Source organism: Microbacterium sp. MPKO10, assembly GCF_026107415.2.
GTDB lineage: Bacteria > Actinomycetota > Actinomycetes > Actinomycetales > Microbacteriaceae > Paramicrobacterium.
Map to the genome: position 1 here is coordinate 566,062 of NZ_JAPCHX010000004.1, position 23,697 is coordinate 589,758.

The window sequence follows — 23,697 nt, forward strand, 5'->3', positions numbered from 1 at the left end:
CGCTACCAGCCGTTCAGTGACGGTAGCGGCCACTAGAGAGTCCCATTCATCGCGTCGACGAACTCCTCAGGGGTCGACGTCTTCAGGAAGACCAAGTCAAGGTTTGTCAGCAGCTCCTGGGCTTGGGAGGGCCGCAGTGCTTGATCCCACGACAGCTGGAAGTGCGGTGCGTTCTTGACGAGGCCGTACGCGAAGGTGAGGAAGTCAGCATTGTCCGACTTCGCGAGCTCCTCCTCGAGTCCGGCAACGGGTGGAACTCCGCCGCCTTCGATGAGCTGCGTCGTGTAGTCGTCAGAGAACACCATCTCGTCGAGGTATGAGGTGACGGCGTCCTGCACTTCTTCCGACGCATCTGCGCTTACCGACCAATAGTTTGCTGGGTTTCCGACGATGTTCGCGGGGTCGCCCGCGCCACCTTCGATTGTCGGGAAGCGCGTTGTGGCAAGGCCTCCGCGCTCCACAAATTCCGGGGCGTCGGTGAGGAACGACGAATACAGCCAGCTGCCTTGCAACAGCATTGCGGCTTTGCCCGTGTGCAGGAGCGCTGCATCAGCCCTCGTGTCTGCCACGACGGAGCCATACCCGTCACCAAATGCGCCGCGATCAACGAGTTCCTGGATCTTCTCGAGAGCTTCGATGATGGCCGGATCTGACCAGGCGTTCTCTTCGCCCGCGAGCACAGCGTCAAACACCTCTGGGCCTCCAATGCGGTCAGTGAGGTACTGAATCCACATCAGCTCTGGCCATTTCGACGCTCCGGCGAGCGCGAACGGGGTCACCCCTGCGTCAACGAACGCGTCGACAGCCGAGAGAAGCTCGTCCCACGTCTCCGGAACGTCGACGCCAACGCTCCCGAAAAGCTCGGTGTTGTAGTAGAGGACGACGGGCTGACTCTGGGAGTTGGGGACGGCGTAGAGTTTGTCTCCGATCATGCCGTTCTTCACGACTGACGGGAGCACGCGATCGACAAGGTTCGTGACTTTGCCGGTGAGATCGACGACCTTGTCCTGATCTACGTAATCGGCGAGTGTGCCACCGCCCCAACCGAACACGAGACTCGGTCCAGTTCCCGCTCCGATTGCTGTGCGGATCTTCTCCTTATAAGCGTCGTTGTTGAACCACTCGACGGAAATCTCGGAATCGGGATTCTCGCTGTTCCAGGTCTGGAACGATTCCTTCCAGATTCGCTCGTGCACACTACCGGTCGTCGCCCATGCGCTCGCCTCGCCGGCAGCGCTTTCACCGGGGCCGCTCGTTCCGCATCCGCTCAGTGCCAATGCGGCCGTGGCCATGAGCGCCGTGCCTAGCGTCATTCTCCTTCGCGATCGGATCATGATTCGCCCTTTCCTCGTCGTTGAGTACATTCGAAATATTTTCCGCAGTTATTTCTGCGCTGTTTCGAGAGAATAGCAGAGGTCACCTCTCGCGACAACGGTTTCGTGCCACGTTCCGGCCTGAGCCGGCCCCGAGGTATAGGGTCGAAATAGTTTCTTGGGAGGTGGCAATTGGAAGTAGCCCGGCCGACACTGCACACGGTGGCACAAATGGCAGGAGTATCCGCAGCGACGGCGTCGAAAGTGCTCAACGAACGCGAAGGAATCGCTGAAGGCACGCGGCGACGCGTACTCGACGCGATAAAGCAGACCGGCTACCGTCGCAGCGTCGAGACCGCCCCCGGCCGCCGAGCCGCGATCGTCGCTGCTTCTCATGGCTTCGACTCGGCGTACTCAGCGAGTGTCGTCGACGGAATGGCTCGTGCTGTGGAGCCGCTAGGGATCGATCTCGTGGTGACGCTCGCACGCCGAACTGATAAGCACGACGACCCGACTTCCGCTGAGCAATGGCTCGGTGAGCTCGTCGACGCGACAGGGCTGATCATGCTCACAGGGACGCTCTCGGATTCAATGATCACGACAGCCCGCTCGATGAGCATTCCCCTCGTGATGATCGATCCGATCGACACCAAGGACAGCCGGGTTGTTTCGATCGGCGCGACGAACTGGGACGGTGGTCGAACCGCTACCGAACATCTCATCAGCCTTGGGCACAGAGACATCGCTTGGATCGGCGGCCTTTCCAGGTCGATTCCCTCCATTGAGCGACGGCAGGGCTATGTCAGCGCATTGCAAAGCGCGGGGCTGGCGGTCGATGAGGCGCTGAGCGTCAGTGGCGACTACACGTTTCAGACTGGATACGAGAACGCGTCGCTACTGCTGGCAAGCGGACAGGCCCCAAGCGGCTTCGTGTGCGGCAACGACGAAATCGCACTCGGAGTGATCCAAGCCGCGCGCGAAGCAGGAAAATCAGTGCCCGGTGATGTGTCAGTCGTGGGGTTCGACGATACGTCGGCCGCCCGGCGTGCCACTCCGCAGCTGACAACCGTGCATCAGCCCCTCGCAGGCATGGGAGCGATGGCCGTCGAGACCGTGCTCAGTCTCTCACGGGGGGCAGCCCCGCCGTCGATGCATATCCAACTCGCAACTTCGCTCGTCGTCCGGGAGTCCACGGCCGCGCCTCGTTAGAGGATCCCGTACAACCGACTGCGAGAGAGAACACCACAGCAATTCACTGATTCGCGATCACGATGACAAAGGAGTATCCATGACGAAAGCATCGATCGTCGCCCGTCGCGCCGAGACTGTCGCCACCGTGAACCGAAGACTTTTCGGCGCCTTCGTCGAGCATCTCGCGCGATGCGTTTACACGGGGATCTATGAACCTGAGCACCCGACCGCGAACGACGACGGGTTTCGTCTCGACGTTGTTGAACTCGTGAAGGAACTGGGAACGACAACGATCCGATACCCGGGCGGAAACTTCGTTTCGGGATTCCGCTGGGAAGACAGCGTCGGCCCTCGCGAGAAAAGACCGGTACGCCGAGATCTCGCCTGGCATTCGCTCGAGACGAATCAGGTAGGCGTAGACGAGTTTGCTCGCTGGCTCGCACTCACCGATTCCGAGCTCATGATGGCGGTGAATCTCGGCACTCGCGGAATCGAGGAGGCGCTTGATCTTCTTGAATATTGCAACCACCCATCGGGAACGGCGCTGAGCGATCAACGCATCGCAAATGGTACGACCGAGCCGCACGGCATCCGCATGTGGTGCCTCGGAAACGAAATGGATGGCCCCTGGCAGACCGGCTATCGAAGCGCCGAGGATTATGGCGCCCTCGCCGCGCGCACGGCCCAGGCGATGAAGGCGGCAGACAATGATCTTCAACTTGTCGTGTGCGGATCTTCTGGCTCGGGAATGCCAACATTCGGCGACTGGGAGCGCACGGTTCTCGAGCACACCTACGAGCACGTCGATTTCATCTCGTGTCACGCGTACTACCAGGAGCGAGGCGGCGACCTCGGCTCGTTCCTCGCCTCATCGCTCGACATGCAGTACTTCATCGATACAGTCGTCGCGACGGTGGACCACGTCGGCCGGAAGCTCCGCAGCTCGAAGCAGATTCAACTGTCATTTGACGAATGGAACATCTGGTATCTGGACGAGCACAAGGCGTCAGACGAGGTAAACGAGGAATGGCAGATTGCCCCTCGTCAGCTCGAAGACACCTACTCCGTCGCTGACGCTGTCGTCCTCGGCAACCTCCTGATCACGCTGCTGAAGAACCACGCTCGGGTGAGGTCGGCCTCATTGGCCCAGCTCGTCAACGTGATTGCCCCCATCAGGACCGAGCCTGGCGGTGACGCCTGGCGGCAGACGACGTTCTTCCCGTTCTCTGTGACGAGCAGGCTCGCACGTGGAACTGTCATTGCGCCACGCATCGATGCCCCGACGTATGCCACCGCTGTCCATGGGGAGGCATCTCTCGTCGATTCCGTGGTGACCCACGACGACGACTCAGTCGCTGTCTTCCTCGTGAACCGCAGCCTGACCGAGCCGGTTGACCTGACCATCGACCTCACTGAGTTTCAGGTCACATCCCTCACGGAGGCGCTCACGCTACACGATGACGACGTGTACGCAAAGAACACGATCGATGATCAGGAGCGCGTCAGTCTGAAGGCGCTCCACGGGGCAGAACTTGTCGACGGGGTCGTGACTCTTCGTCTCCCACCGGTGTCGTGGAGCGCCGTGGCCGCTCACCGGGAGTCGTGAAGGGAGGCTCGGCACTGGCTGCCGGGCGTCCTCAGCGCTGACCGCGCCCACTCGTTCACGATGACAACCGGATAGAGTGAATGCGTGATTGCGGGGGAACGCCTTTCAGAGACCGGGCAGTGGCTCGAATCCCGCGAGGGTACCCGCTGGTGGTTCGATTCTGGCGCCCTCTGCCTCGACTTCGCATACACCGGGCTGATGACCGGCACTGGGGGCGCCCAGGCAGACGGTTGGGAACGTCTCCTGAACGCGGCCGACCTCGACGATTGGCTCGCTGAGCGCTACACCGTCACAGCTTCGGGCGAACGCGATCTGAAAGACGCTCACACACTGCGCGAGGCCATCGCGCACGTGGCCATCGCGGCATCCGTCGACAAAGACCCGCTGCGTCGAGACGTCGACATCATCAATCTCTATGCCGCAACGCCCGACCTGCCGCCGCGCCTCGACGGCGGTTCGCGGCAGGCGGGTCGAACGAGCCCGCGCGCAGCCCAGGCGCTCTCGACCATTGCACGCGATGCCGTCACCGTGTTCAACGGTGAGGATGCGGGAACGATCCGCACTTGCGATGCCGCGGACTGCGACCTCATCTACCTCGATATCTCACGCGCCGGAACCCGTCGCTGGTGCTCGATGCAGCGCTGCGGCAACCGTCACAAGGTGCGCCAGCATCGGGCCAGGCAGCGGGCAAAAGCTGCGGAGAAGCCGTCGGCCGCGATCGCTCAGACTGCCGACCAGTAGCCGTCGTCGCCGAGCACCGGCACCAGTTCGCTGGCATCGACTTTCCCGGCGGCAACGACGGCGTCCCGCTTGTCCCGATCGATGAGGCGCTGCCCCGCAGTCGAGGCCGTATACAGGTGCCCGACGGCACGCTCGAGCCCGGTGAATGCGGCGCTGGCGGCAGCGGCTTCGGGCGAGGCGTAGTCAATTCCCACGGCGGCGAGCGCGTCGATCACGGCGCCCGTGGCAAAAAGTACGTCCACGGCGAACCCCGAGCCCCCGGCACCGGCATGTGCACCGGCCGATTCCGCCGCGTCACCATCGGGGTCTGCAGCGCCCCGGCTCTCAACACCCGTCGCACCGCCAGCATCCTGGGCAGTCGCACCCACGAGTGCGACGCGCACGCGGTCGCCCCGGTCGACCTGGTGCTGCAGAACGCGCTTCGCCACGGCCGTCCGATTGCGCAGCGAGGCGGCGAACACACGCGCCCCGGTCGTGCGAGCAACATCCACGACCCAGTCTTCGGCACGGACGCGCCCGTGCGCCTCGATCGCGGTCGCGATCGGATGCCCGCCGGCGATGCCCTGCACCACAACGACGGCTCCCACGCCCTCGGCGATGGCATCGAGCCCGGCGCTCCCCCACTCGAACCGAACTTCGTACCGTTGTTGCTGCTGACCTGCTGTGCTCACGCGGCCAGCCTATGCGGCTGCGTGGCACAGCATCCGCTGTGTTTCAACGTATGACGCTCCGCGGCAGAATCAGGACCTGCGCGTGAGGTTTTGCGGCAGTATCAGAACCAGCGCGGATGCTCTCGGCGCTCGGGAATGACATCGGCGATGATGCGGTCGCTCGGCAGCCGGTCTTCGGGTGCGGGCATGCGCATCTCATGACGGATGAGGTCCCAATCGTGTCGGCTGAGCTCCACGAGGCCGGGCCGCAGCTGGATGCCCCATGTGCGGCGGTTCTGAGTGAGATCGAGATGCTTCTTCAACGGTTGGATCGGTGCTTCTACCGCGGGCCGATACCAGTCGATGCGACGTCGCCACTGGCGAGCGGATGCGTCGGCACGATGATCTGCCGAATACACGTCTTTGTCGGCGACCCGCCCGATGGCGGTGAACGCGCGCAGCGGCGTGCCGTCTCGAGTCTCTCGCGGGGAGTAATACACGAGGCCGTCGGCCTCGTTCAACCGACTGATCGCCTCACGGCTGCCGTGGTTGAGCTGGCCGATGCCGAGGCGCACGGCATCGCGCACGTGGTCGCGCTGCACCACACCGAGCCAGAACCGAATCGCCATGTCACAGTTCTACCGGAAACCCCCGTCACTGTCGCCCCGGACTCGTGCACACGGCACGGACGCTGTGCAGGGAACCCGTAGCGCGGTGCGCCACACTGAGAACATGCACGTGCAGCTGAAACTGGTGCTCGACACCGATCCGTCCGCCGCGTGGCGCGCCCTGAGGTCGCCGACAGTCATGCGCGAGCTCTACGCGCCACTGCTGAGCGTCGGCACGGGAGGCGAGACACTCTGGAGCAACAAAGTGGACGAGGTTCCGCTGTCGTTTGCCGGCGTCCTTCCCCTTGGCCGACAGCTCATCACGCTCGAGTACGACGAGTCCAGCCACGCCGGAGTAACGATTTTGCGGGATACCGGCGGCCCATCGACCGGACCGCTCAGTGCCCTGCGCGGATGGAACCACCGCATGGCGATCTCGCGGGCACCCGACAGCGGTAAGCCCGGTGGTCGGCCCGCTGGTCAGCACGAGGACTCTGGTCTGCCTGAACAGCCCCTCCGAACACTATTGCGCGACCGGCTGACCTTCCACGGCCCGGCCGCGGGGGCGTTTTGGTATCCGCTCTGGGCGATCTGGCAGTGGCGCGGTGCCCGACTGCGGTCGATGGCGCCGAACTGGGCGTTCGATCCCGAGCTGCGGGCTGACTGAGCACGACGGCAGCCACACAGCATCCATGCGCTAGACTGTTCTCACTTGCGGGCAACGTTATGCCCCCTGCGTCGTAGAACGCTCCCTCTCCCCGGCAACGGGTCGATGACTTTCATACGGCGAACGAATGCGCGATCCCGCGTCTTCGCCACTTCTCCGCCTGAAGTGCGGATCTCGATGCCTGAAAGGCACCATGTCTCAAATCACATTCAGCGCGCTCGGCGTGCCTGCTCCCCTCGTCTCCATCCTCGCGAAGGACGGCAAGACCGACGCTTTCCCGATCCAGGTCGACACCCTGCCCGACACGCTCGGCGGGCGCGACGTGCTCGGCCGCGGACGCACCGGAAGCGGCAAGACCCTCGCGTTCTCCATTCCGATGGTCGCGCGCCTCGGCACAGAGCTCGCCGGCGGCAAGCGCCGCGCGGGTCGCCCCCTCGGCCTCGTACTCGCTCCGACCCGTGAGCTCGCGACGCAGATCGACGCTGTGCTCGCACCGCTCGCCGCGGCGTACGGCATGAAGACCACCACCATCTACGGCGGCATCAACCAGCGCCGCCAGGTCGAGGCCCTGAACGCTGGCGTCGACATCGTCGTCGCCTGCCCGGGCCGTCTCGAAGACCTCATGAACCAGGGCCACGTGCGCCTCGACGCTGTCGAGATCACCGTGCTCGACGAGGCCGACCACATGGCCGACCTTGGGTTCCTGCCCGTCGTCACGCGCATCCTCGCTGCCACGCCGGCAAATGGCCAGCGGATGCTGTTCTCGGCGACGCTCGACAACGGCGTAGACAAGATCGTGAAGCGCTTCTTGCACAACCCCGTCACGCACTCGGTTGACGACGAGACCAGTCCCGTCGAGGCGATGACGCACCACGTGTTCTTCGTGAACGACGCAGATGCCAAGAAGGAACTCGTCGAGAAGCTCGCCTCGGGCCTCGGCCGACGCATCCTCTTCACACGCACGAAGCACCACGCCAAGAAGCTGGCGCGGCAGCTGACAGCATCCGGAATCCCCTCCGTCGACCTGCACGGCAACCTGTCGCAGCCTCAGCGCGACCGTAACCTTGCCGCGTTCAGCGATGGAAGTGCCCGTGTGCTCGTCGCCACGGACGTTGCCGCGCGCGGAGTGCACGTCGACAACGTCGAGCTCGTTGTGCACGTGGATCCGCCCATCGAGCACAAGGCGTATCTGCACCGTTCGGGCCGCACGGCTCGGGCCGGCAGCGCGGGAACCGTGGCCACTGTGTGCCTTCCCGTGCAGCGTGATGACCTCAAAAAGCTCTTGCGCAAGGCCGCCATCACGGTGACCCCGCAGACCGTGACCGCCACGTCGCCCACCGTCGTCGAGCTGGTCGGCGAGGAGGCTCCGTACGTCAAGCCGGTCGCCAAGCCCGTGCAGCAGCAGGGAGGCGGAAAGTCGCAGGGCGCAAATGCACGTCGCAAGCGCGCCAACCGTCAGGGCGGTCAGGATGCTGGTCAGCGCGGACAGCGCGGTCAGGGAGGCCAGCGCAGTTCCGGACGCGGCGAGCGCGACGACGCTCCGCGACGCGACCGGTCGGGCCGTCCCGCCGCGGCGGGTGCCGGACGGTCGGGGCAGACTCGCTCCGGCGGCCGCCCCGGGCAGCAGCGTTCTGGCCAGGGTCGTTCCGGCCAGCGCGGCGCTGGGCAGGGTCGCACGTCCGCGCCCAGCGTGTACAGCACGTCGTCGTCCGGAGCGCCGCGAACCGAGCGCACCCACCGCCGAGTGTCGTCCCGCTAACGCGAACAGCACCCAAGCAAGGACGCAACGCCGTAGCTAGGATGTTTTCTCGAGAAACGTCCTAGCTTCGGCGTTCTGTCCTAGTTCCGGTTCTCAGCAGGGCAACGATGCGGGCCGACCGCACACGACACAACGATATTGCTGATCCACCCGCGACACGGCGACGATGCGGACCGGTGCATCACGCTGAGGTCGACGATGCTGCACATCCACCGTCGGAAGAGGACGACGCCGCTCGTCCATCCGTGATGCAGCATCACTTCCAGACCTGAAACACCGCGGCCCGGCAGCCAGCAGCCCGACTGCTTGCGTCCTGGCACCACCGCGACTCCGCAGCCACCGCGGCCCGACAGCCTGTGACCGGCACTCTGCGCTGGCCTAAAGCCAGCGCTGCTTCTTGAACACGATGTACAAGATGACCGCGATCAACAGCATCCCGCCGATCGCCAGCGGATACCCCAGCGCCCAGTGCAGCTCGGGCATCACATCGAAGTTCATGCCGTAGATCGCCCCGATGAGCGTCGGCGCGAACAGAATCGCCGCCCACGACGAGATGCGCTTCATGTCTTCGTTCTGCCGCTGCCCCACGAGCGTCGCATTGACGGTGAGGATCTGCGCCAGCATCTCCCGCACATCCCCGACACGCGCCGACGCCCTCGTCGCGTGGTCGGAGACGTTGCGCAGATACTCCTGCAGCCCCTCGACCGTGCCGTACTTCGTAAATCCGGCGATGAGGTCGCGAATCACCTTCTCGAGTGGCGCAATCGCACGCTGCAGATCGTTCACCTCGCGACCGAGCCGATAGATGCGCTCGGGAACGGCGGCGTCGCCCGCAAATACTTCGCCCTCGATCTCAGCGAGGTCGTTCTCCACACCGTCGATCACCGGAACATACGTGTCGACAATCGTGTCGAGCACCGTGTAAAGAACAGCCTCCGTTCCGTGGCGCAGCAACTCAGCATCCTGGGTTAAGTCGTCCGGATGCCAGTCGCGGGCATCGGATGCCGCTTGGCGCACCATCACCACCCACTGCCCCTGCACGACGATGTGGAATTCGCTCACGGCGACGTCTTCGATCGCGTCGTCGTATCGTGCCGAACGCACCACGAGAAACAGCGTGTCACCGTACCGCTCAATCTTCGTGCGCTGCCCCTTGTGCAGCAGATCCTCGACCAGCACCGGATGAAGATCGAGGCGTTCAGCGAGATCAGCGACCTCGCGGTCATCCGGCCGGTCATACGCGACGACGGCAACCCGGCCCTGGCGCGCCTGCACGGCGTCCATGACGTCGTCGAGACTCGCATGGTCGAGACCTTCGATCGGGCGGCCGTCTTCGAGCACCGATGTGCGCACCGCGCCGGTCCCGGCACGCGCCGTCGCGGGCATCGCCGCCCGGCTTCCCAACAGCGGCACCCACCTCCGACGTGGCCGTTCGCCCGTGCGTTTTGCGCTCATGTCTCCCCTTTCACCGCTTGGGGAAAGAGCATCCGTTCACCGGCGGCTCACCGAGGATGCACTGCCGATTATGACCGGGCGCGAACTCGCGGTACCGTCTCGATATGGACACCACGGATGCTGTCACTCCCACTCTCGATGTCGTCATTCGACCGGCGCGCGACGTCGACGCCGAGTCGCTCGGCCGCGTGCACGCGAAGTGCTGGCACGAGACTTACGATCACCTGATCAGCGCGGCGGCTCTCGAGCGCGTTTCGCCGCTGCGCCTCGCCGAACTGTGGACCCACTGGACGAAGCAGGGCGACGAATATCATCAACATGTCGCACTTGTCGACGGAGAGATCGTCGGCTTCGTCGGCTCGGGCCCCGCCCGCGACGAGGACGCCCCGCGCGATCGCGAGCTCTACTACCTCTACCTTCTGGCTGCCTACCACGGCACCGGCATCGGCCAGCAGCTGTTCGATGCCGCGTGCGGAGACCGGCCTGGCTACCTCTGGGTCGCCGATGACAACCCGCGGGCCCATGGCTTCTATAAGCGCAATGGGCTGAAGCGGGATGGCGCACAGCAGGTGCAGCCGTTCCTCGGTGAGGAGCTGCTTGAGGTGAGGCTCGTCCGCTGAGACAGCATCCGCTTCTGTCTCCGGAGCCGGAAGGTCGCTGACGGGGCGAATCGCTGAGATCCTCTGAAACCCGGTTGGGGAGGCTGCCATGCATGATGACACGTCATTGACCGTCGGGCGCGCTAAACGTGTGCTGACAGAGCGCGTCGCTCCAGCGATCTACTCCGCCGCTTCACCGCTGCAGGTGGATGCCCACGTCTTGCCCGGCGAACCGGTTCCCGTTGCTGAGGGGCTCGCCCTCGACTATGAACCGTTCGAGGTCGGCAGCACATGGGGACCCGCCTGGGGAACGACGTGGTTTCGCCTCACCGGCACGGTGCCCTCCGACTGGGCCGGCCGCCGCGTCGAGGCGCGCGTTGACCTCGGCTTCGACATCAACATGCCGGGTTTCCAGTGCGAAGCACTCGTCTACCGCGCAGACGGCACTCCCGTGAAGAGCATCAACCCGCGCAACCAGTGGATCCCGATCGCGGATGCAGCCGAGGGCGGCGAACCCGTCGAGCTCTTCCTCGAAGCAGCGTCCAACCCGGTCCTTCTCGATTACCACCCCTTCCTCCCGACACAGGAGGGAGACATCGAGACGTCATCGCCCGAGCCGCTGTATCGCACACGCCGCATGGAGCTCGCCGTCTTCGAGCCCGAGGTCTTCGAGCTGTCGCTCGACCTGCAGGTGCTGTGTGAGCTTCAAGCCGAGCTCCCCGAAACCGGGCCCCGCCGCATGCGCATTCTGCAGGCGCTGGACAACGCCCTCGACCGGCTTGACCTGCAGCGCATTGTGGCGACAGCATCCGATGCTCGTGCCGAGTTGCGCGACGTTCTCGCTTCCCCTGCCGAGGCGAGCAGTCACCGCATCGCCGCGATCGGCCATGCGCACATCGACTCGGCCTGGCTGTGGCCCGTGCGCGAGACCATCCGCAAGGTGGCCCGCACGACATCGTCGATGACCGAGCTGATCGAGAACGACCCCGACTTTCTGTACGGGATGTCGAGCGCGCAGCAATACGCGTGGATCAAAGAGCACCGCCCCGAGGTCTACGCCCGGGTGAAGGATGCTGTCGTGGCGGGCCGGTTCCTCCCGCTCGGCGGCATGTGGGTCGAATCAGACACGGTGATGCCGACCGGCGAATCGCTCGTGCGGCAGTTCTCGTACGGGCAGCGCTTCTTCGAGACGGAGTTCGGCATTCGCTCGACGGGCGTGTGGCTTCCCGACAGCTTCGGATACTCCCCCGCGCTGCCGCAGCTGATGCGCCGTGCCGGGTTCGAATGGTTCTTCACGCAGAAGATCTCGTGGAACCAGCGCAACGTCTTTCCCCATCACTCCTTTTTGTGGGAGGGGATCGACGGGTCGCGAATGTTCACGCACTTTCCGCCGATGGACACATACAACTCGCAGCTCTCCGGCGAGGAGGTCGCGAAATCGACGCGCCAGTTCCGCGAGAACCGGGTTGCCTCGCAGTCGATCGCGCCCGTCGGTTGGGGCGACGGCGGAGGCGGTACAACCCGCGAAATGACGGGCAAGGCGCGGCGCCTGGCGAACCTCGAGGGAAGCGCGCGCGTCGAGTGGCAGCATCCGGATGCGTTCTTCGACGCGGCAAAAGCCGAACTGGCTGACCCTGCTGTGTGGGTCGGTGAGCTCTACCTCGAGCTGCATCGCGGCACGCTCACGAGCCAGCACGCGACGAAGTCGGGCAACCGCCATGCCGAGCAGGCACTCATCGAGGCCGAGCTGTGGGCGGCGACGGCTGCCGTGCGCGAGGGCTTCGCGTACCCCTACGACGAACTCGATCGCCTGTGGAAGCTGCTGCTTCTTCAGCAGTTCCACGACATTCTGCCCGGCACCTCGATCGCGTGGGTGCATCGCGAGGCCGCTGCGACGTTCGCCGGGATCATCGATGATGCGCGGGACATTGCCGACGAAGCACGCCGCGTGCTGGCGGGCGAGGGCGACCGCGAAATCGTCTTCAGCCCGGCGTCCGTCGCGGGGCCGGTTCCGCTCGGCGCGGCTGCTGCCACAGCATCCGGGCCCGCCGTTTCTCTCACCGAGCGCGATGGCGGCTATGTTCTGGCCAACGATCGCGTCACCGTCACAGTCTCACCTGAAGGCCTGATCACGTCGGCCGTCGACGCGGCAACCGGGCGCGACGCGATTGCGCCCGACGAGGCAGCGAACCTCTTTCAGCTGCACCAGGACTTTCCGAACATGTGGGATGCCTGGGACATCGACCGGTTCTATCGCAACCGTGTCGATGATCTGCGTGCCGTGGAGTCGCTCTCCGCGCGGATCGTCGAGGGCAGAGCAGAGGTCACGCTGGAGCGCCGCTTCTCTGAGTCGTCGTTGCGCCAGACCATCAGCCTGGCACCGGATGCTGCGACGGTGGTGCTGCGCACAGAGATCGACTGGCATGAGACAGAGAAGCTGCTCAAGCTCGCGTTCCCGTTGGACGTGCAGGCGACGCACTCCGAGGCCGAGACGCAGTTCGGGTTCCATGCGCGACCGACACATGTGAACACGAGCTGGGAGGCAGCGAAGTTCGAAACGTCAATGCACCGGTTCGTGCTCGTGCGCGAGCCCGACTTCGGCGTCGCGCTCGTCAACGACTCGATCTACGGGTACGACACGACGAGAGACTCGACGGATGCTGGTGTGACCACCACCGTGCGCCTGTCGCTGCTGCGTGCTCCGCGGTTCCCGGACCCCGACACCGACCACGGACGCCACGTGATCACCGCGGGGCTCGTAGTCGGGGCGACGCCCGAGAGCGCGACGGCAGAAGGCATCGCACTCAATGCTCCGGAGACCGTGGTCACCGGAGCACGCGACGTGGAACCGCTCGTCGCCGTGTCAGCCGAGGGCGTCATTGTCTCGAGCGTCAAGCTGGCCGATGACCGTTCGGGCGACCTGATCGTGCGCATCTACGAATCGCGAGGACGCCGGGCAGCGGGCACGCTCGATGTGGGCTGTGCGCATCGCAGCATCCGTGAAGTGTCACTCATCGAGGATGAGATTCCGGATGCTCGCACGGGCGCAGCGTTCGCGCTGACGCCGTTCGAGGTGCGTACGTTCCGCATTGTGCGCTGATCTCTCTGCCGTGCGCCGCGGCGCGCTCTGGGCCTGGGATGCCGTGCCCGAGCGTGCCGCGGCGGCTCAGCTGTCTCGACTGACTCGGCTGGCTCGGTTGATTCGGTTGACTCCGACGGGCCGCGGTCAGCGGCGCAGCCCCGTGTCGTGTGGGTTCGGCAGGGGCGGCTGTGGCGGAAGATCGTCCGGCAGGGGCACCGTGCGGGGCGAGGGCTCGGCAGGTTGGGCTTCCCCTGGTGCGTCTGTGTCGGGTTCGGTCCCGGGCTTGTTCCCGGTCCCGGACGCGGCCCCAGTCCCAGACTCAGTCCCAGTTCCAGACTCGGTTCCAGGTCCAGACTCGGTTCCAGGTCCAGACCCAGTCTCGGTCTCGGTTTCGGTCTCGCGGGAGCGTCCAGGCTCAGAATCAGCCACCGTTTCCGGCCACGGAGCCGCAGCTCTCGCAGCTTCCTCTGCCTTTGTCGCCCGCTTGAACGACACTCGCGATCGCTTTTGTTGAGCAGGGCCGGCCGCTTCCTGCAGTTGTTCCTGCGTTCGCGCCTCGAGTTCGGCCGCGTTCGACACAAGCAGTGCTGCGAGAAAGCGCACGAACATCGTGATCCACGCGAACAGCACACCGAATGCGATGAGTTCGTAGTTGGTCAGCGGCAGGATGCTGGGGCCGTAGAACAGCCACGTCGCACCAATGAGCAGGACGAGGCCGCCGAGCGTTGCGAGAAAGAACGGCAGTGGCATCCCTCGCAGGGCGATCGGAGAGACCAGCATGAGAAGACCGAAGATCGCCGAGAGCCCGATCGCGAAGACGTTGTGCACCGTGACGCTTACGTTGACCGGCACCATGCCGATGCCCGCGAGTGCCACCCCCATGGCGATGAACAGCGTCGAGACCAGTGGCGCTGCGCCGCGATAGCGAATCACGCGAGCCGTGTGCAGGTTGCGGATGTCACGATCGACGTAGAGCGCAAATGTGGTCACGAGGATGCCGGCGACAATGAGGATCGCGTTGAAGCTGATGCTTGGCCTGTTGCCGAACGCCCCGAGCACACTGATCTGGTACCGCCACCAGACGGGATCCGTTGATGTGGCCATGGCCGTGAGGAGGCCGACCCCGACGAAGAGGAACATGCGCTGCGACAGACTCACTGTGTTGAGCCGCGATACGGCGAGATACAGCATGTACGCGGCGAGCCCCGTGGTCACGGCACATCCGATGGAGGCGCTCACAGGATCGATTGTGAGACGTCGGAACGCGAGCTGTACGACGAAGAGAAGCACGGCCGTCGCCAGGGCACCGAGCGCCGTGTGCACGATCGCAACGACGATCGCATCGAGCGTGAACTTCCACGTTGGGAGCTCAAGACGCCACTCTTGGCCCACGAGGCGCCGGGACCTCCAATATCCCACGCCCGCGGCAACGGTTCCGAGTACGACCACGGCGCTTACCGACACCATGCCGATCGACCACTCGCCCCACGCCCAATCCGTCCAGATGGGCACGGACATTCCGCCGAACACGATGAACGCAAAACCGAGTGCGATCAGGGCCGAGCACAGTCCAGCGATGAGCGCCTCGACCTCGACGTTGATGCCACGTTGGCGGTAACGGCCGGTCGGCGGCGAACCGGCGCGGGCAGATCGACGTACGGCAGACATCACAGTCTCAAGTTTAGGGAAGGGCGCTGACGATATGTTCAGCTGATGCGGCCCACACTCGCGAGTGCCATGCGCAGGAGCGTCCCCCGCCCGCCTTCCATCTCGGCGGACACGGCGTCGGACTGTGCTTCCTCCGGCGGCATCCACGTGAGCTCGAGAGCATCCTGTCTCGGGTCACATGTTCCCGTGACGGGCACAACGTATGCGAGTGAGACAGCGTGCTGACGTTCGTCAGAGAACGGCGTGAGACCAGGCATCGGAAAATACTCGGCCACGGTGAACGGCACCGGTGACGCAGGAAGCAACGGAAAGGCCATCGGACCGAGATCTTTCTCCAGGTGCCGAAAGAGGGCATCGCGAAGTGTCTCGCCATACATCACACGCCCCGAGACGAGCGTTCGGGTCATCTGGCCCGTGGCCGTTGCGCGGAGCAGCACGCCCACTTCAGTGACCACGCCCATACCGTCGACACGAACAGGGACGGCCTCGACGTAGAGCAGAGGCAGGCGGTGCCGAATCTGCTCGAGCTCAATATCGCTGAGCCAGCCGGGTGCCCGATTGCCCTGCGGCTCTTCGGGCTCGTCAGGCTGATCAGGGTCAGGAGTGCGAACGGCCATGCTCCATTGTTGCAAGAACGACTGACAGCGGTGTCGGAGCGCGCCGGTAAGCTGACATTCACCCGAGACCAGAGGAGGAAGACGAGCGATGGCTCCCGAATCGCCGGGCCCCGAGAATTCCACCGGTGCGCAATCCGGCTCAGCACGCCCCAGCGATGCACATAACGATCCGGTGCGTCCTGATCACCCGCAGGCAGACGCAATGCCGACGGACTCAGCACAGCCCGATCCTCAGCCGACTGATACAGCGATTGATCCGGATGCTGTCCTCTGGTCAGCGTCCGAGGCTGATCGCGAGGGGCGTCCGCTGCTCGTACTCATGCACGGGTATGGGTCCAACGAGAGCGACCTGTTCGGTCTCGCGCCGTCACTCCCGCTGGAGCTCGTTATTGCGTCTGTGCGCGCTCCGCATACCGCGCCGTGGCCGATCGATGGCTGGTCGTGGTTCACGGCAGGCACCGAGAAGGGCCCGGACAGCGAAGAGATCAACGATTCAGCGCGAGCCGTGCTCACATGGCTCGACAACCTTACGGTCACCCCGCCCTCAGTCGGGCTCCTTGGCTTCTCGCAGGGCGGAGCAATGGTGCTGCAGCTGTTGCGCAACGCCCCGTCACGATTCGCCTACGGGCTTGTTCTCTCGGGCTTCATCGCTCCCGGCGAAGAGCCGGGCGATGCCGACCTCGCCGAGAGAAAACCACCGGTGTTCTGGGGCCGCGGAAGCGCGGACGATGTGATCGCCGAATCGGCGATCGTGCGCACCACTGACTGGCTGCCTACGCACTCGACGCTGTCGGGGCGCATCTATGAAGGCCTTTCACACGGGATCAACCAGCAGGGTGTCGCCGACATCCGAGCGTTCATCGAACGCAATCTCTGACGCCCTGTTAGATCGCCATGTTGGTGTCGGGCGCCGCTCATAGGCTTTCGCCATGCCTGTTTTCGGAACCATGCCCGGCGTTTGCCGCCTCTGCGGATCGCCGAACGGTGTCAAGCGCACCAATGGTTGGCACTGCTGCATCTGCGACTGGCGCGTTGGCGACGTTCCGGATCCAGAGCTCCCACGCCCACTCATTCACGTCGTCTACTACATTCGCTGGGCAGATCGCGTGAAAATCGGCACCTCCGCCAACCCTCATCAGCGACTCGCAACGTTGTGGCACGACGAGATTCTCGCCTTCGAGCCGGGCGGACGCGACCTTGAACAGGCCCGGCACACACAGTTCGCCGATCTCCGCGAAGGCGGTGAATGGTTCAGTGCCGATCCACGACTTCTGCAGCACGCTGCGGCACTATCTCAGGGCGACGATCCGTGGCACGCCTACGCGCGGTGGGTGAGCACAGCACTAAAGCGCGCGAACTCCCTCGACCTCTGAACCACCTGGCCCTGCCGGATACCGCTGTTACAGTGCTGAGATGCGAGTTGCCGTACTCTTCGGAGGAGCAAGCGAAGAGCGAGACGTGTCGATTGCCAGCGCCTCGCAGATCGTCCCCGCCCTCCGCCGCCAAGGGCACGACGTGAACGTTGTCGATACCGCCTTCGGAGTAATCGGGCGCGCCGATGAAGCCGCCCACCTCTCCCCTGCGGTCGGCAACGCACCTCCAACGGGACTTGACCTCACCGTCGCCCGCCAATCCGACGACGCCCTCCGGCTGCCCGCCGAGGTCGCAAACGTTGATCTCGTATTTCTCGCCCTGCACGGCGGAACCGGCGAAGACGGCCGGCTTCAAGCACTCCTCGAACTCGCCGGCATCCCCTACACCGGCTCAGGTCCGCTCGGCAGCGGGCTCGCGCTCGACAAGGACATCAGCAAGTCGCTGCTGCGCGACGCAGGAATCCGCACCCCCGACTGGTTCATGGCATCAGGGTCAGTGCCGCGCCCGCGAACGGATGTGGGAACGTATGAGACGGGCGAAGCAACAGCTAACGCCGGAGCTGAGACGGGAGGGGAAAGACCACCTGGAACGGCACCAGCAGAGGCAGCACCAGCAGAGGCATCTGCCTCCGATGCCGAAGCTGCAGACACCACTGTCCATGAGATTCAGACAAGACTCGGCTTCCCGGTGATCGTCAAACCCGCGAGCCAGGGCTCGACAGTGGGACTCTCCGTCGTCCGTAACCCCGGCGACATCGCTGACGCTGTGGCGACAGCATCCGCATTTGGCCCCGTCATGATTGAGGCGTTCATCCGGGGTCGCGAACTCACCGTCGGCGTACTCGATGACGAGCCGCTCGCCGTCGGCGAGATCATCATCCACCCCGACGAGGCATTCACCTATCAGGACAAGTACCAGGCGGGTGCCGTCCGCGAAGTCTTTCCCGCAGACATTCCCTCAGAAATCGAGGATGCTGCCCGCTCGATCGCCCTCCACGTGCACCGCACCCTCAGACTCGACTCATACAGCCGCACCGACTTTCGGCTCGACGAGCACGGAACACTCTGGGTCATCGAAGCGAACAGCCTGCCCGGGATGACCGCGACCAGCCTGCTCCCGCAGTCCGCGGCGGCCGCCGGTATCGACTACGACGAGCTCTGTGAACGTATCTGCGCGTGCGCGCGGCTGCGCATCGGCTGAGCGTGTCAGACGCGTGTGATGAGATGAGCACATGAGCAACGTGCTCGATCGCTTCTCACCCGCAACCCGCGAATGGTTCGCGGGTGCTTTCTCTGCGCCCACGCGCGCACAGGAGGGCGCGTGGAATGCCATTTCTGAGGGCAAACACACGCTCGTTGTGGCACCGACCGGGTCAGGCAAGACACTCTCGGCTTTCCTCTGGTCCATTGACAGACTGATGGATGCTGACGCGCAAAGCATCGGCAGCGGCAGTGCGGGTAACGGCGGTGTTCGTGAAGGTGATGCCCCCGCCCCACGTCGCCGCAGAACCCGGGTGCTGTACATTTCCCCGCTCAAAGCCCTCGGCGTCGACGTGGAGCGCAACCTCCGGGCACCGCTCGTCGGCATCACTCAGACGGCCAAGCGCCTCGGTGTCGAACCGCCAGAGGTCACCGTCGGAGTGCGATCGGGCGACACACCAGCAAAAGACCGTCGTGCGCTGATTTCCAAACCTCCGGACATCCTCATCACAACGCCCGAGTCGCTCTTTCTCATGCTCACCTCCCAGGCACGAGAGACCCTCGCCACCGTTGACACCGTCATCATCGACGAAGTGCACGCTGTCGCAGCCACCAAGCGAGGCGCCCACCTGGCTGTCTCGCTTGAGCGCCTCGACGCGCTGCTCGATGCACCGGCACAGCGCATCGGGCTCTCGGCCACCGTGCGGCCTCGGGAGGAAATCGCTCGATTCCTCGGCGGAACATCACCCGTCGAGATCGTCGCGCCCCCAGCCGAGAAGACGTTCGACATCGAAGTCGTTGTTCCCGTCGACGACATGACCGATCTCTCGGTCGGGCAGCCGCCTGCCACTTCTGGTGTCGGTACTTCGGATTCCCGAGGTACAGATACCCGAGGCTCAGACTCCCAGGGCCCAGGTTCCCAGAGTCGAGATTCCCAGAGTCGAGATTCCCAGAGTCGAGATTCCCAGGGCCAAGATTCCCAGGGTGCCGGCCTCGACGGCTCCGCAGCTGGGCCCGTCCGTGCCGACGGCGAACGTGGCGGCTCCATCTGGCCGCACGTGGAAGAAGCGATTGTCGACCGCATCCTCGAGCACCGATCCACGATCGTGTTTACCAATTCGCGGCGCCTCGCCGAGCGCCTCACGGCGCGTCTCAATGAGATCAACGAAGCGCGCATGAGTGACGAAGCGTTGCGCGACGGGCCTCTCCCTGACGGCTGGCCTAGCGACGGGATGCGTGCCGATGGGAGGACTGCCAACGGGCAGTCTGCCGACCGTTGGCCGACCAACGAACCGCCTGCCGGTGAGCATGACATTGCCACCTCCCCTACCGTTGCCTCGACCTCTGCCATTGCTCCGGCCCCCTCCTCCGCCGACGGACAGACACGAACGACGCCCTCACGAGCGCCCGCCGCTCTCATGGGTGGCAGCGGCCAGACCCAAGGTGTCACCGACGAATCAGCGCTGCTCGCTCGTGCCCACCACGGTTCGGTATCGAAGGAGCAGCGTGCCCAGATCGAAGACGACCTCAAATCGGGTCAGCTTCGCTGCGTCGTCGCCACCTCCAGCCTCGAACTCGGCATCGATATGGGCGAAGTTGATCTCGTGATCCAGGTGGAGGCTCCGCCGTCCGTCGCCAGCGCACTTCAGCGCATCGGCCGCGCCGGTCACCAAGTGGGCGAGATCTCGCATGGCGCTCTGTTCCCGAAACATCGCGCCGATCTCGTGAACACGGCGGTTACAAGCGAACGGATGCTGCAGGGCGCCATCGAATCGATGTCCGTACCCGCTAATCCCCTGGACATCCTCGCCCAGCAGACCGTCGCCGCCACCGCACTCGAGGCCCTCGACGTCGAGCGCTGGTTCGAGCAGCTGCGACGCACTGCCCCGTTCTCGGCGCTCCCCCGGTCCGCGTACGAATCGACACTTGACCTCCTCGCCGGGCGCTACCCCTCAGACGAATTCGCCGAACTGCGCCCGCGCATCATCTGGGACCGCGACGCGGGAACCATCGAAGGACGGCCCGGTGCGCAGCGCCTCGCTGTGACGAGCGGCGGCACGATTCCCGATCGCGGCACGTTCGCCGTCTACATGGTCGGCGGCGAAGCCGGAAAACCTGGCGCACGTGTCGGCGAACTCGATGAGGAGATGGTTTACGAGTCTCGCGTCGGCGACGTCTTCGCCCTGGGCACCACGAGCTGGCGGATTCAGGAGATCACCTTCGACCGCGTGCTCGTGACGCCAGAATTCGGGCAGCCCGGACGGCTCCCATTCTGGATCGGCGATGCCCTCGGGCGACCATTCGAACTCGGTGAGGCGCTGGGCCGATTCACGCGAGAGATCGACAAGACAGGCGAAGCGGATGCTGCCGAGCGGCTCTCGTCCGCGGGGCTTGACGAGCGCAGCATCCGGAATCTTCGCGCCTATCTGGCAGAGCAGCGCCAGGCGACCGGACACCTGCCCACCGACAAGACCCTCGTCGTCGAACGGTCACGCGACGAGCTCGGCGACTGGCGGATCATTCTGCATTCCCCATTCGGCATGCAAGTTCATGCACCGTGGGCTCTCGCGGTAAATGCCCGCGTGCGGGAACGCCTCGGAATTGACGGCGCCAGCATCGCCAGTGACGACGGCATCATCGTGCGTGTCCCCGAGACCACGGACGAGCCGCCCGGTGCCGAGCTGTTCGTCTTCGACCCGGACGAGCTCGAAGCGATCGTGACGACGGAGGTCGGTGGCTCTGCCCTCTTCGCGTCGCGCTTCCGCGAGTGCGCGGCGCGCGCCCTGCTGCTGCCCAACTACAAGCCGGGGCGACGGTCTCCGCTGTGGCAGCAGCGGCAGAGATCGGCACAGCTGCTCGAAGTGGCAAGCAAGTTTCCACAGTTCCCCATCCTTCTCGAGACCGTTCGCGAGTGTCTGCAGGACGTCTACGATGTGCCCGCTCTGCGTGACCTGGCCGGGCGCATCGCGAGCCGTCGGATTCGCCTCGTCGACACGACGACCGACGAACCGTCACCGTATGCGAAGTCGCTGCTTTTCGGATATGTCGGTGCGTTCATGTACGAGGGTGACTCGCCGCTCGCCGAGCGCAAGGCGGCAGCGCTGGCGCTCGATTCGAGCATGCTCTCTGAGCTGCTGGGCCAGGTTGAGCTGCGCGAACTCCTCGACCCGGGCGTCATTGCCCAGACCGAGCGCGAATTGCAGCGCCTGACCGAGAACCGGCGGATGCGCGGCGTCGAAGGCGTCGCAGATCTACTGCGCATGCTCGGGCCGCTCGACGCCGAAGAGGTGGCCGCCCGGCTCGACCCGAGCGCGGCGGCGCCGTCCAGACACCCTCAAGACGGCTCAACGCAGAACGGCGCAGTACACGACAAGACGGTGGCGAACGCTTCAACGCCGGATGCTGTAGCCGAGTACACCGGTGACGACGTCGCTGACCTCGCCGAATCGCCACACGCCTCCGTCGACGAGGCGTCGAAACTTCTCGACGATCTGATCGTGGGGAAGCGCGCACTCCGCGTTCCTGTCGCGGGGATCGACCGCGTCATCGCCATTGAAGATGCGGCGCGCGTACGCGATTCGCTTGGTGTGCCTCTGCCGATCGGCGTGCCCGCCGCGTTCATCGAGCCCGTTCCCGACCCGCTCGGCGACCTTGTCGCCCGCTACGCCCGCACGCACGGCCCGTTCCGCTCCGGTGACGTCGCCTCACGCCTCGGGCTCGGCATCGCTGTCGTCTCTCAGGTACTCGCACGCCTGGCCGATCAGGGTCGCCTCGTGCGCGGCGAATTCCTTCCCGACGGCGGAACGACGGGGCCGGCGATCGAGACGGCTGAGTGGTGCGACGCCGAGGTGCTGCGCCGCCTGCGGCTGCGGTCACTCGCGGCCCTCCGCCACGAGGTCGAACCCGTCGACACAGCGACCTTTGCCCGGTTCCTCCCCGCCTGGCAGAACATCGGCGGCTCGCTCAGAGGAATCGACGGGGTGGTCGCCGCCATCGAACAGCTCGACGGCTGCCATCTGCCTGCCTCCGCTTGGGAAACACTGATTCTCCCGCAACGAGTCGTCGACTATTCCCCGGCAATGCTCGACGAGCTGACCGCCCTCGGCGAGGTGGTCTGGTCCGGTCGAGGCGCGCTGCCCGGCCGCGATGGCTGGATCGGTCTGCACCTTGCCGACACGGCACCGCTCACTCTCGCCCCGGCAGACGATACTCCGCTGGGCACCCTCGAGAATGAGATCCTCGTCGCACTCTCGAGCGGTGGCGCCTACTTCTCGGCCCAACTGGCGCAGGCCACCGGATGCTCCGACGACGATGCCCTGCAGAACGCACTCTGGAACCTCGTCTGGGCCGGCCTCGTCACCAACGACACGTTCACACCTCTCCGGATGCTGGTGAGCGGAACCGGAGCCCACAAGACACGGCGCGCTACACCACGTTCACGCCTGTATGGCCGACGTGGCTACGCCAGGCCCACCGGATCCGCCGGGCCACGACTCGGCGGCCGGTGGTCGTTGCTGCCCCTGGCCGAGCAGGACGCCACCGTCCGCGCGGCAGCGACAGTCGAGGCACTTCTCGATCGGTATGGCGTCGTCACGCGCGGATCCGTCATGGCCGAAGACTTCCCCGGCGGCTTCGCCCTCGCCTACCGCGTGCTGTCAGGTTTCGAAGAGAAGGGACGCGCACGACGCGGCTACGTCATCGACGGCCTCGGAGCCTCGCAGTTCGCGACCTCGGCAACGATCGATCGCCTGCGCAGCCACGTCTTCACCGACGACCAGCGCCCGCTGCACGCCGTGGCCCTCGCCGCGACCGACCCGGCCAACCCGTATGGTGCAGCGCTCCCCTGGCCATCGATGGACCTGACAGGTTCCCGGCACCGTCCCGGACGCAAGGCAGGCGGCATCGTCGTTCTCGTGGACGGCGAGCTGGCCTGCTACCTCGAACGCGGTGGCAAGACATGGCTTGCCTTCACGTCTGACGAGGCGACGCTCGACGCCGCGGCGGCATCCGTCTCGTCCTTGGTGCGTGCGGGTCGCATCGACAAGGTGGCCGTTGAGAAGGTGAATGGCGAGTTCGTCTACGGCAGTCCGCTCGAGCATCCGCTTCGACGCGCGGGCTTCACCGAGACGCCGCGCGGCCTGCGCATCCGGACGACGAACCTCTGATCA

General features: G+C 65.1%; 17 protein-coding genes. 11 read left to right on the forward strand and 6 right to left on the reverse strand.

Annotated features, from left to right (window positions below):
- Window positions 1-32: 32 nt before the first annotated feature.
- Window positions 33-1,313, reverse strand: coding sequence for an extracellular solute-binding protein (locus OK352_RS10835; protein WP_265141477.1), 1,281 nt, complete (start codon window positions 1,311-1,313; stop codon window positions 33-35).
- Between the two features lie 222 nt (window positions 1,314-1,535).
- Between OK352_RS10835 and OK352_RS10840 the strand changes: the two genes are divergently transcribed.
- The 3 genes from OK352_RS10840 to OK352_RS10850 all read left to right on the forward strand — a co-directional run bounded on the left by OK352_RS10840 (window position 1,536) and on the right by OK352_RS10850 (window position 4,851).
- On the forward strand, window positions 1,536-2,522 hold the full coding sequence (locus OK352_RS10840; RefSeq protein ID WP_265141478.1) for a LacI family DNA-binding transcriptional regulator: 987 nt from the start codon (window positions 1,536-1,538) through the stop codon (window positions 2,520-2,522).
- A 79-nt stretch (window positions 2,523-2,601) separates the two neighbouring features.
- Entirely contained in the window at window positions 2,602-4,110 is a 1,509-nt protein-coding gene (locus OK352_RS10845) for an arabinosylfuranosidase ArfA (protein WP_265141479.1), read from the forward strand.
- A gap of 84 nt (window positions 4,111-4,194) precedes the next feature.
- On the forward strand, window positions 4,195-4,851 hold the full coding sequence (locus tag OK352_RS10850; RefSeq protein ID WP_265141480.1) for a CGNR zinc finger domain-containing protein: 657 nt from the start codon (window positions 4,195-4,197) through the stop codon (window positions 4,849-4,851).
- Here OK352_RS10850 and OK352_RS10855 read toward each other — a convergent pair.
- Window positions 4,833-5,522: a 2-phosphosulfolactate phosphatase gene (locus OK352_RS10855; RefSeq protein WP_265141481.1), complete on the reverse strand. Its 690-nt coding sequence runs from the start codon at window positions 5,520-5,522 to the stop codon at window positions 4,833-4,835. The genes OK352_RS10850 and OK352_RS10855 overlap by 19 nt on opposite strands.
- Window positions 5,523-5,623: 101 nt before the next feature.
- Window positions 5,624-6,130 carry an EVE domain-containing protein gene (locus OK352_RS10860; RefSeq protein ID WP_265141482.1) on the reverse strand — a complete coding sequence of 169 codons (507 nt, stop codon included), beginning with the start codon at window positions 6,128-6,130 and terminating at the stop codon, window positions 5,624-5,626.
- Window positions 6,131-6,233: 103 nt separating this feature from the next.
- On the opposite strand from OK352_RS10860, the gene OK352_RS10865 reads away from it, so the two are divergent.
- Together OK352_RS10865 and OK352_RS10870 are read left to right on the forward strand one after the other, a co-directional pair.
- Window positions 6,234-6,776, forward strand: coding sequence for a hypothetical protein (locus tag OK352_RS10865; protein ID WP_265141483.1), 543 nt, complete (start codon window positions 6,234-6,236; stop codon window positions 6,774-6,776).
- 193 nt (window positions 6,777-6,969) lie between these two features.
- Window positions 6,970-8,535 (forward strand): DEAD/DEAH box helicase, encoded by a 1,566-nt coding sequence (locus OK352_RS10870; RefSeq protein ID WP_265141484.1) that lies wholly within the window; start codon window positions 6,970-6,972, stop codon window positions 8,533-8,535.
- Window positions 8,536-8,913: 378 nt separating this feature from the next.
- Here the strand turns inward: OK352_RS10870 and OK352_RS10875 are convergent, their stop codons facing one another.
- Window positions 8,914-9,990, reverse strand: coding sequence for a magnesium and cobalt transport protein CorA (locus OK352_RS10875; RefSeq protein WP_265141485.1), 1,077 nt, complete (start codon window positions 9,988-9,990; stop codon window positions 8,914-8,916).
- Window positions 9,991-10,094: 104 nt separating this feature from the next.
- Here OK352_RS10875 and OK352_RS10880 point away from each other — a divergent pair, with 104 nt between their 5' ends.
- Window positions 10,095-10,610: a GNAT family N-acetyltransferase gene (locus tag OK352_RS10880; RefSeq protein ID WP_265141486.1), complete on the forward strand. Its 516-nt coding sequence runs from the start codon at window positions 10,095-10,097 to the stop codon at window positions 10,608-10,610.
- Window positions 10,611-10,698: 88 nt separating this feature from the next.
- The gene (locus tag OK352_RS10885) at window positions 10,699-13,689 is read left to right on the forward strand and encodes an alpha-mannosidase (protein WP_265141487.1); all 2,991 of its coding nucleotides are present in this window, start codon (window positions 10,699-10,701) and stop codon (window positions 13,687-13,689) included.
- Between the two features lie 126 nt (window positions 13,690-13,815).
- Here OK352_RS10885 and OK352_RS10890 read toward each other — a convergent pair whose 3' ends face one another.
- Both OK352_RS10890 and OK352_RS10895 read right to left on the reverse strand, forming a co-directional pair.
- Window positions 13,816-15,342, reverse strand: a complete 1,527-nt coding sequence (locus OK352_RS10890; RefSeq protein WP_265141488.1) for a hypothetical protein — start codon at window positions 15,340-15,342, stop codon at window positions 13,816-13,818.
- Between the two features lie 35 nt (window positions 15,343-15,377).
- Complete coding sequence (locus tag OK352_RS10895; RefSeq protein ID WP_265141489.1) at window positions 15,378-15,956, reverse strand: NUDIX hydrolase family protein; 579 nt, start codon at window positions 15,954-15,956, stop codon at window positions 15,378-15,380.
- Window positions 15,957-16,158: 202 nt separating this feature from the next.
- Between OK352_RS10895 and OK352_RS10900 the strand changes: the two genes are divergently transcribed.
- Genes OK352_RS10900 through OK352_RS10915 form a run of 4 tightly spaced genes read left to right on the forward strand, consistent with a single transcriptional unit; the run spans window position 16,159 to window position 23,694 of the window.
- On the forward strand, window positions 16,159-16,833 hold the full coding sequence (locus OK352_RS10900; protein ID WP_265141490.1) for an alpha/beta hydrolase: 675 nt from the start codon (window positions 16,159-16,161) through the stop codon (window positions 16,831-16,833).
- A gap of 52 nt (window positions 16,834-16,885) precedes the next feature.
- Window positions 16,886-17,329 carry a GIY-YIG nuclease family protein gene (locus OK352_RS10905; protein WP_265141491.1) on the forward strand — a complete coding sequence of 148 codons (444 nt, stop codon included), beginning with the start codon at window positions 16,886-16,888 and terminating at the stop codon, window positions 17,327-17,329.
- Between the two features lie 40 nt (window positions 17,330-17,369).
- A complete protein-coding gene (locus OK352_RS10910; protein WP_265141492.1) occupies window positions 17,370-18,530 on the forward strand; it encodes a D-alanine--D-alanine ligase family protein in 1,161 nt (386 codons plus the stop codon).
- A gap of 31 nt (window positions 18,531-18,561) precedes the next feature.
- Window positions 18,562-23,694, forward strand: coding sequence for an Lhr family helicase (locus OK352_RS10915; protein ID WP_265141493.1), 5,133 nt, complete (start codon window positions 18,562-18,564; stop codon window positions 23,692-23,694).
- Window positions 23,695-23,697: the final 3 nt, after the last annotated feature.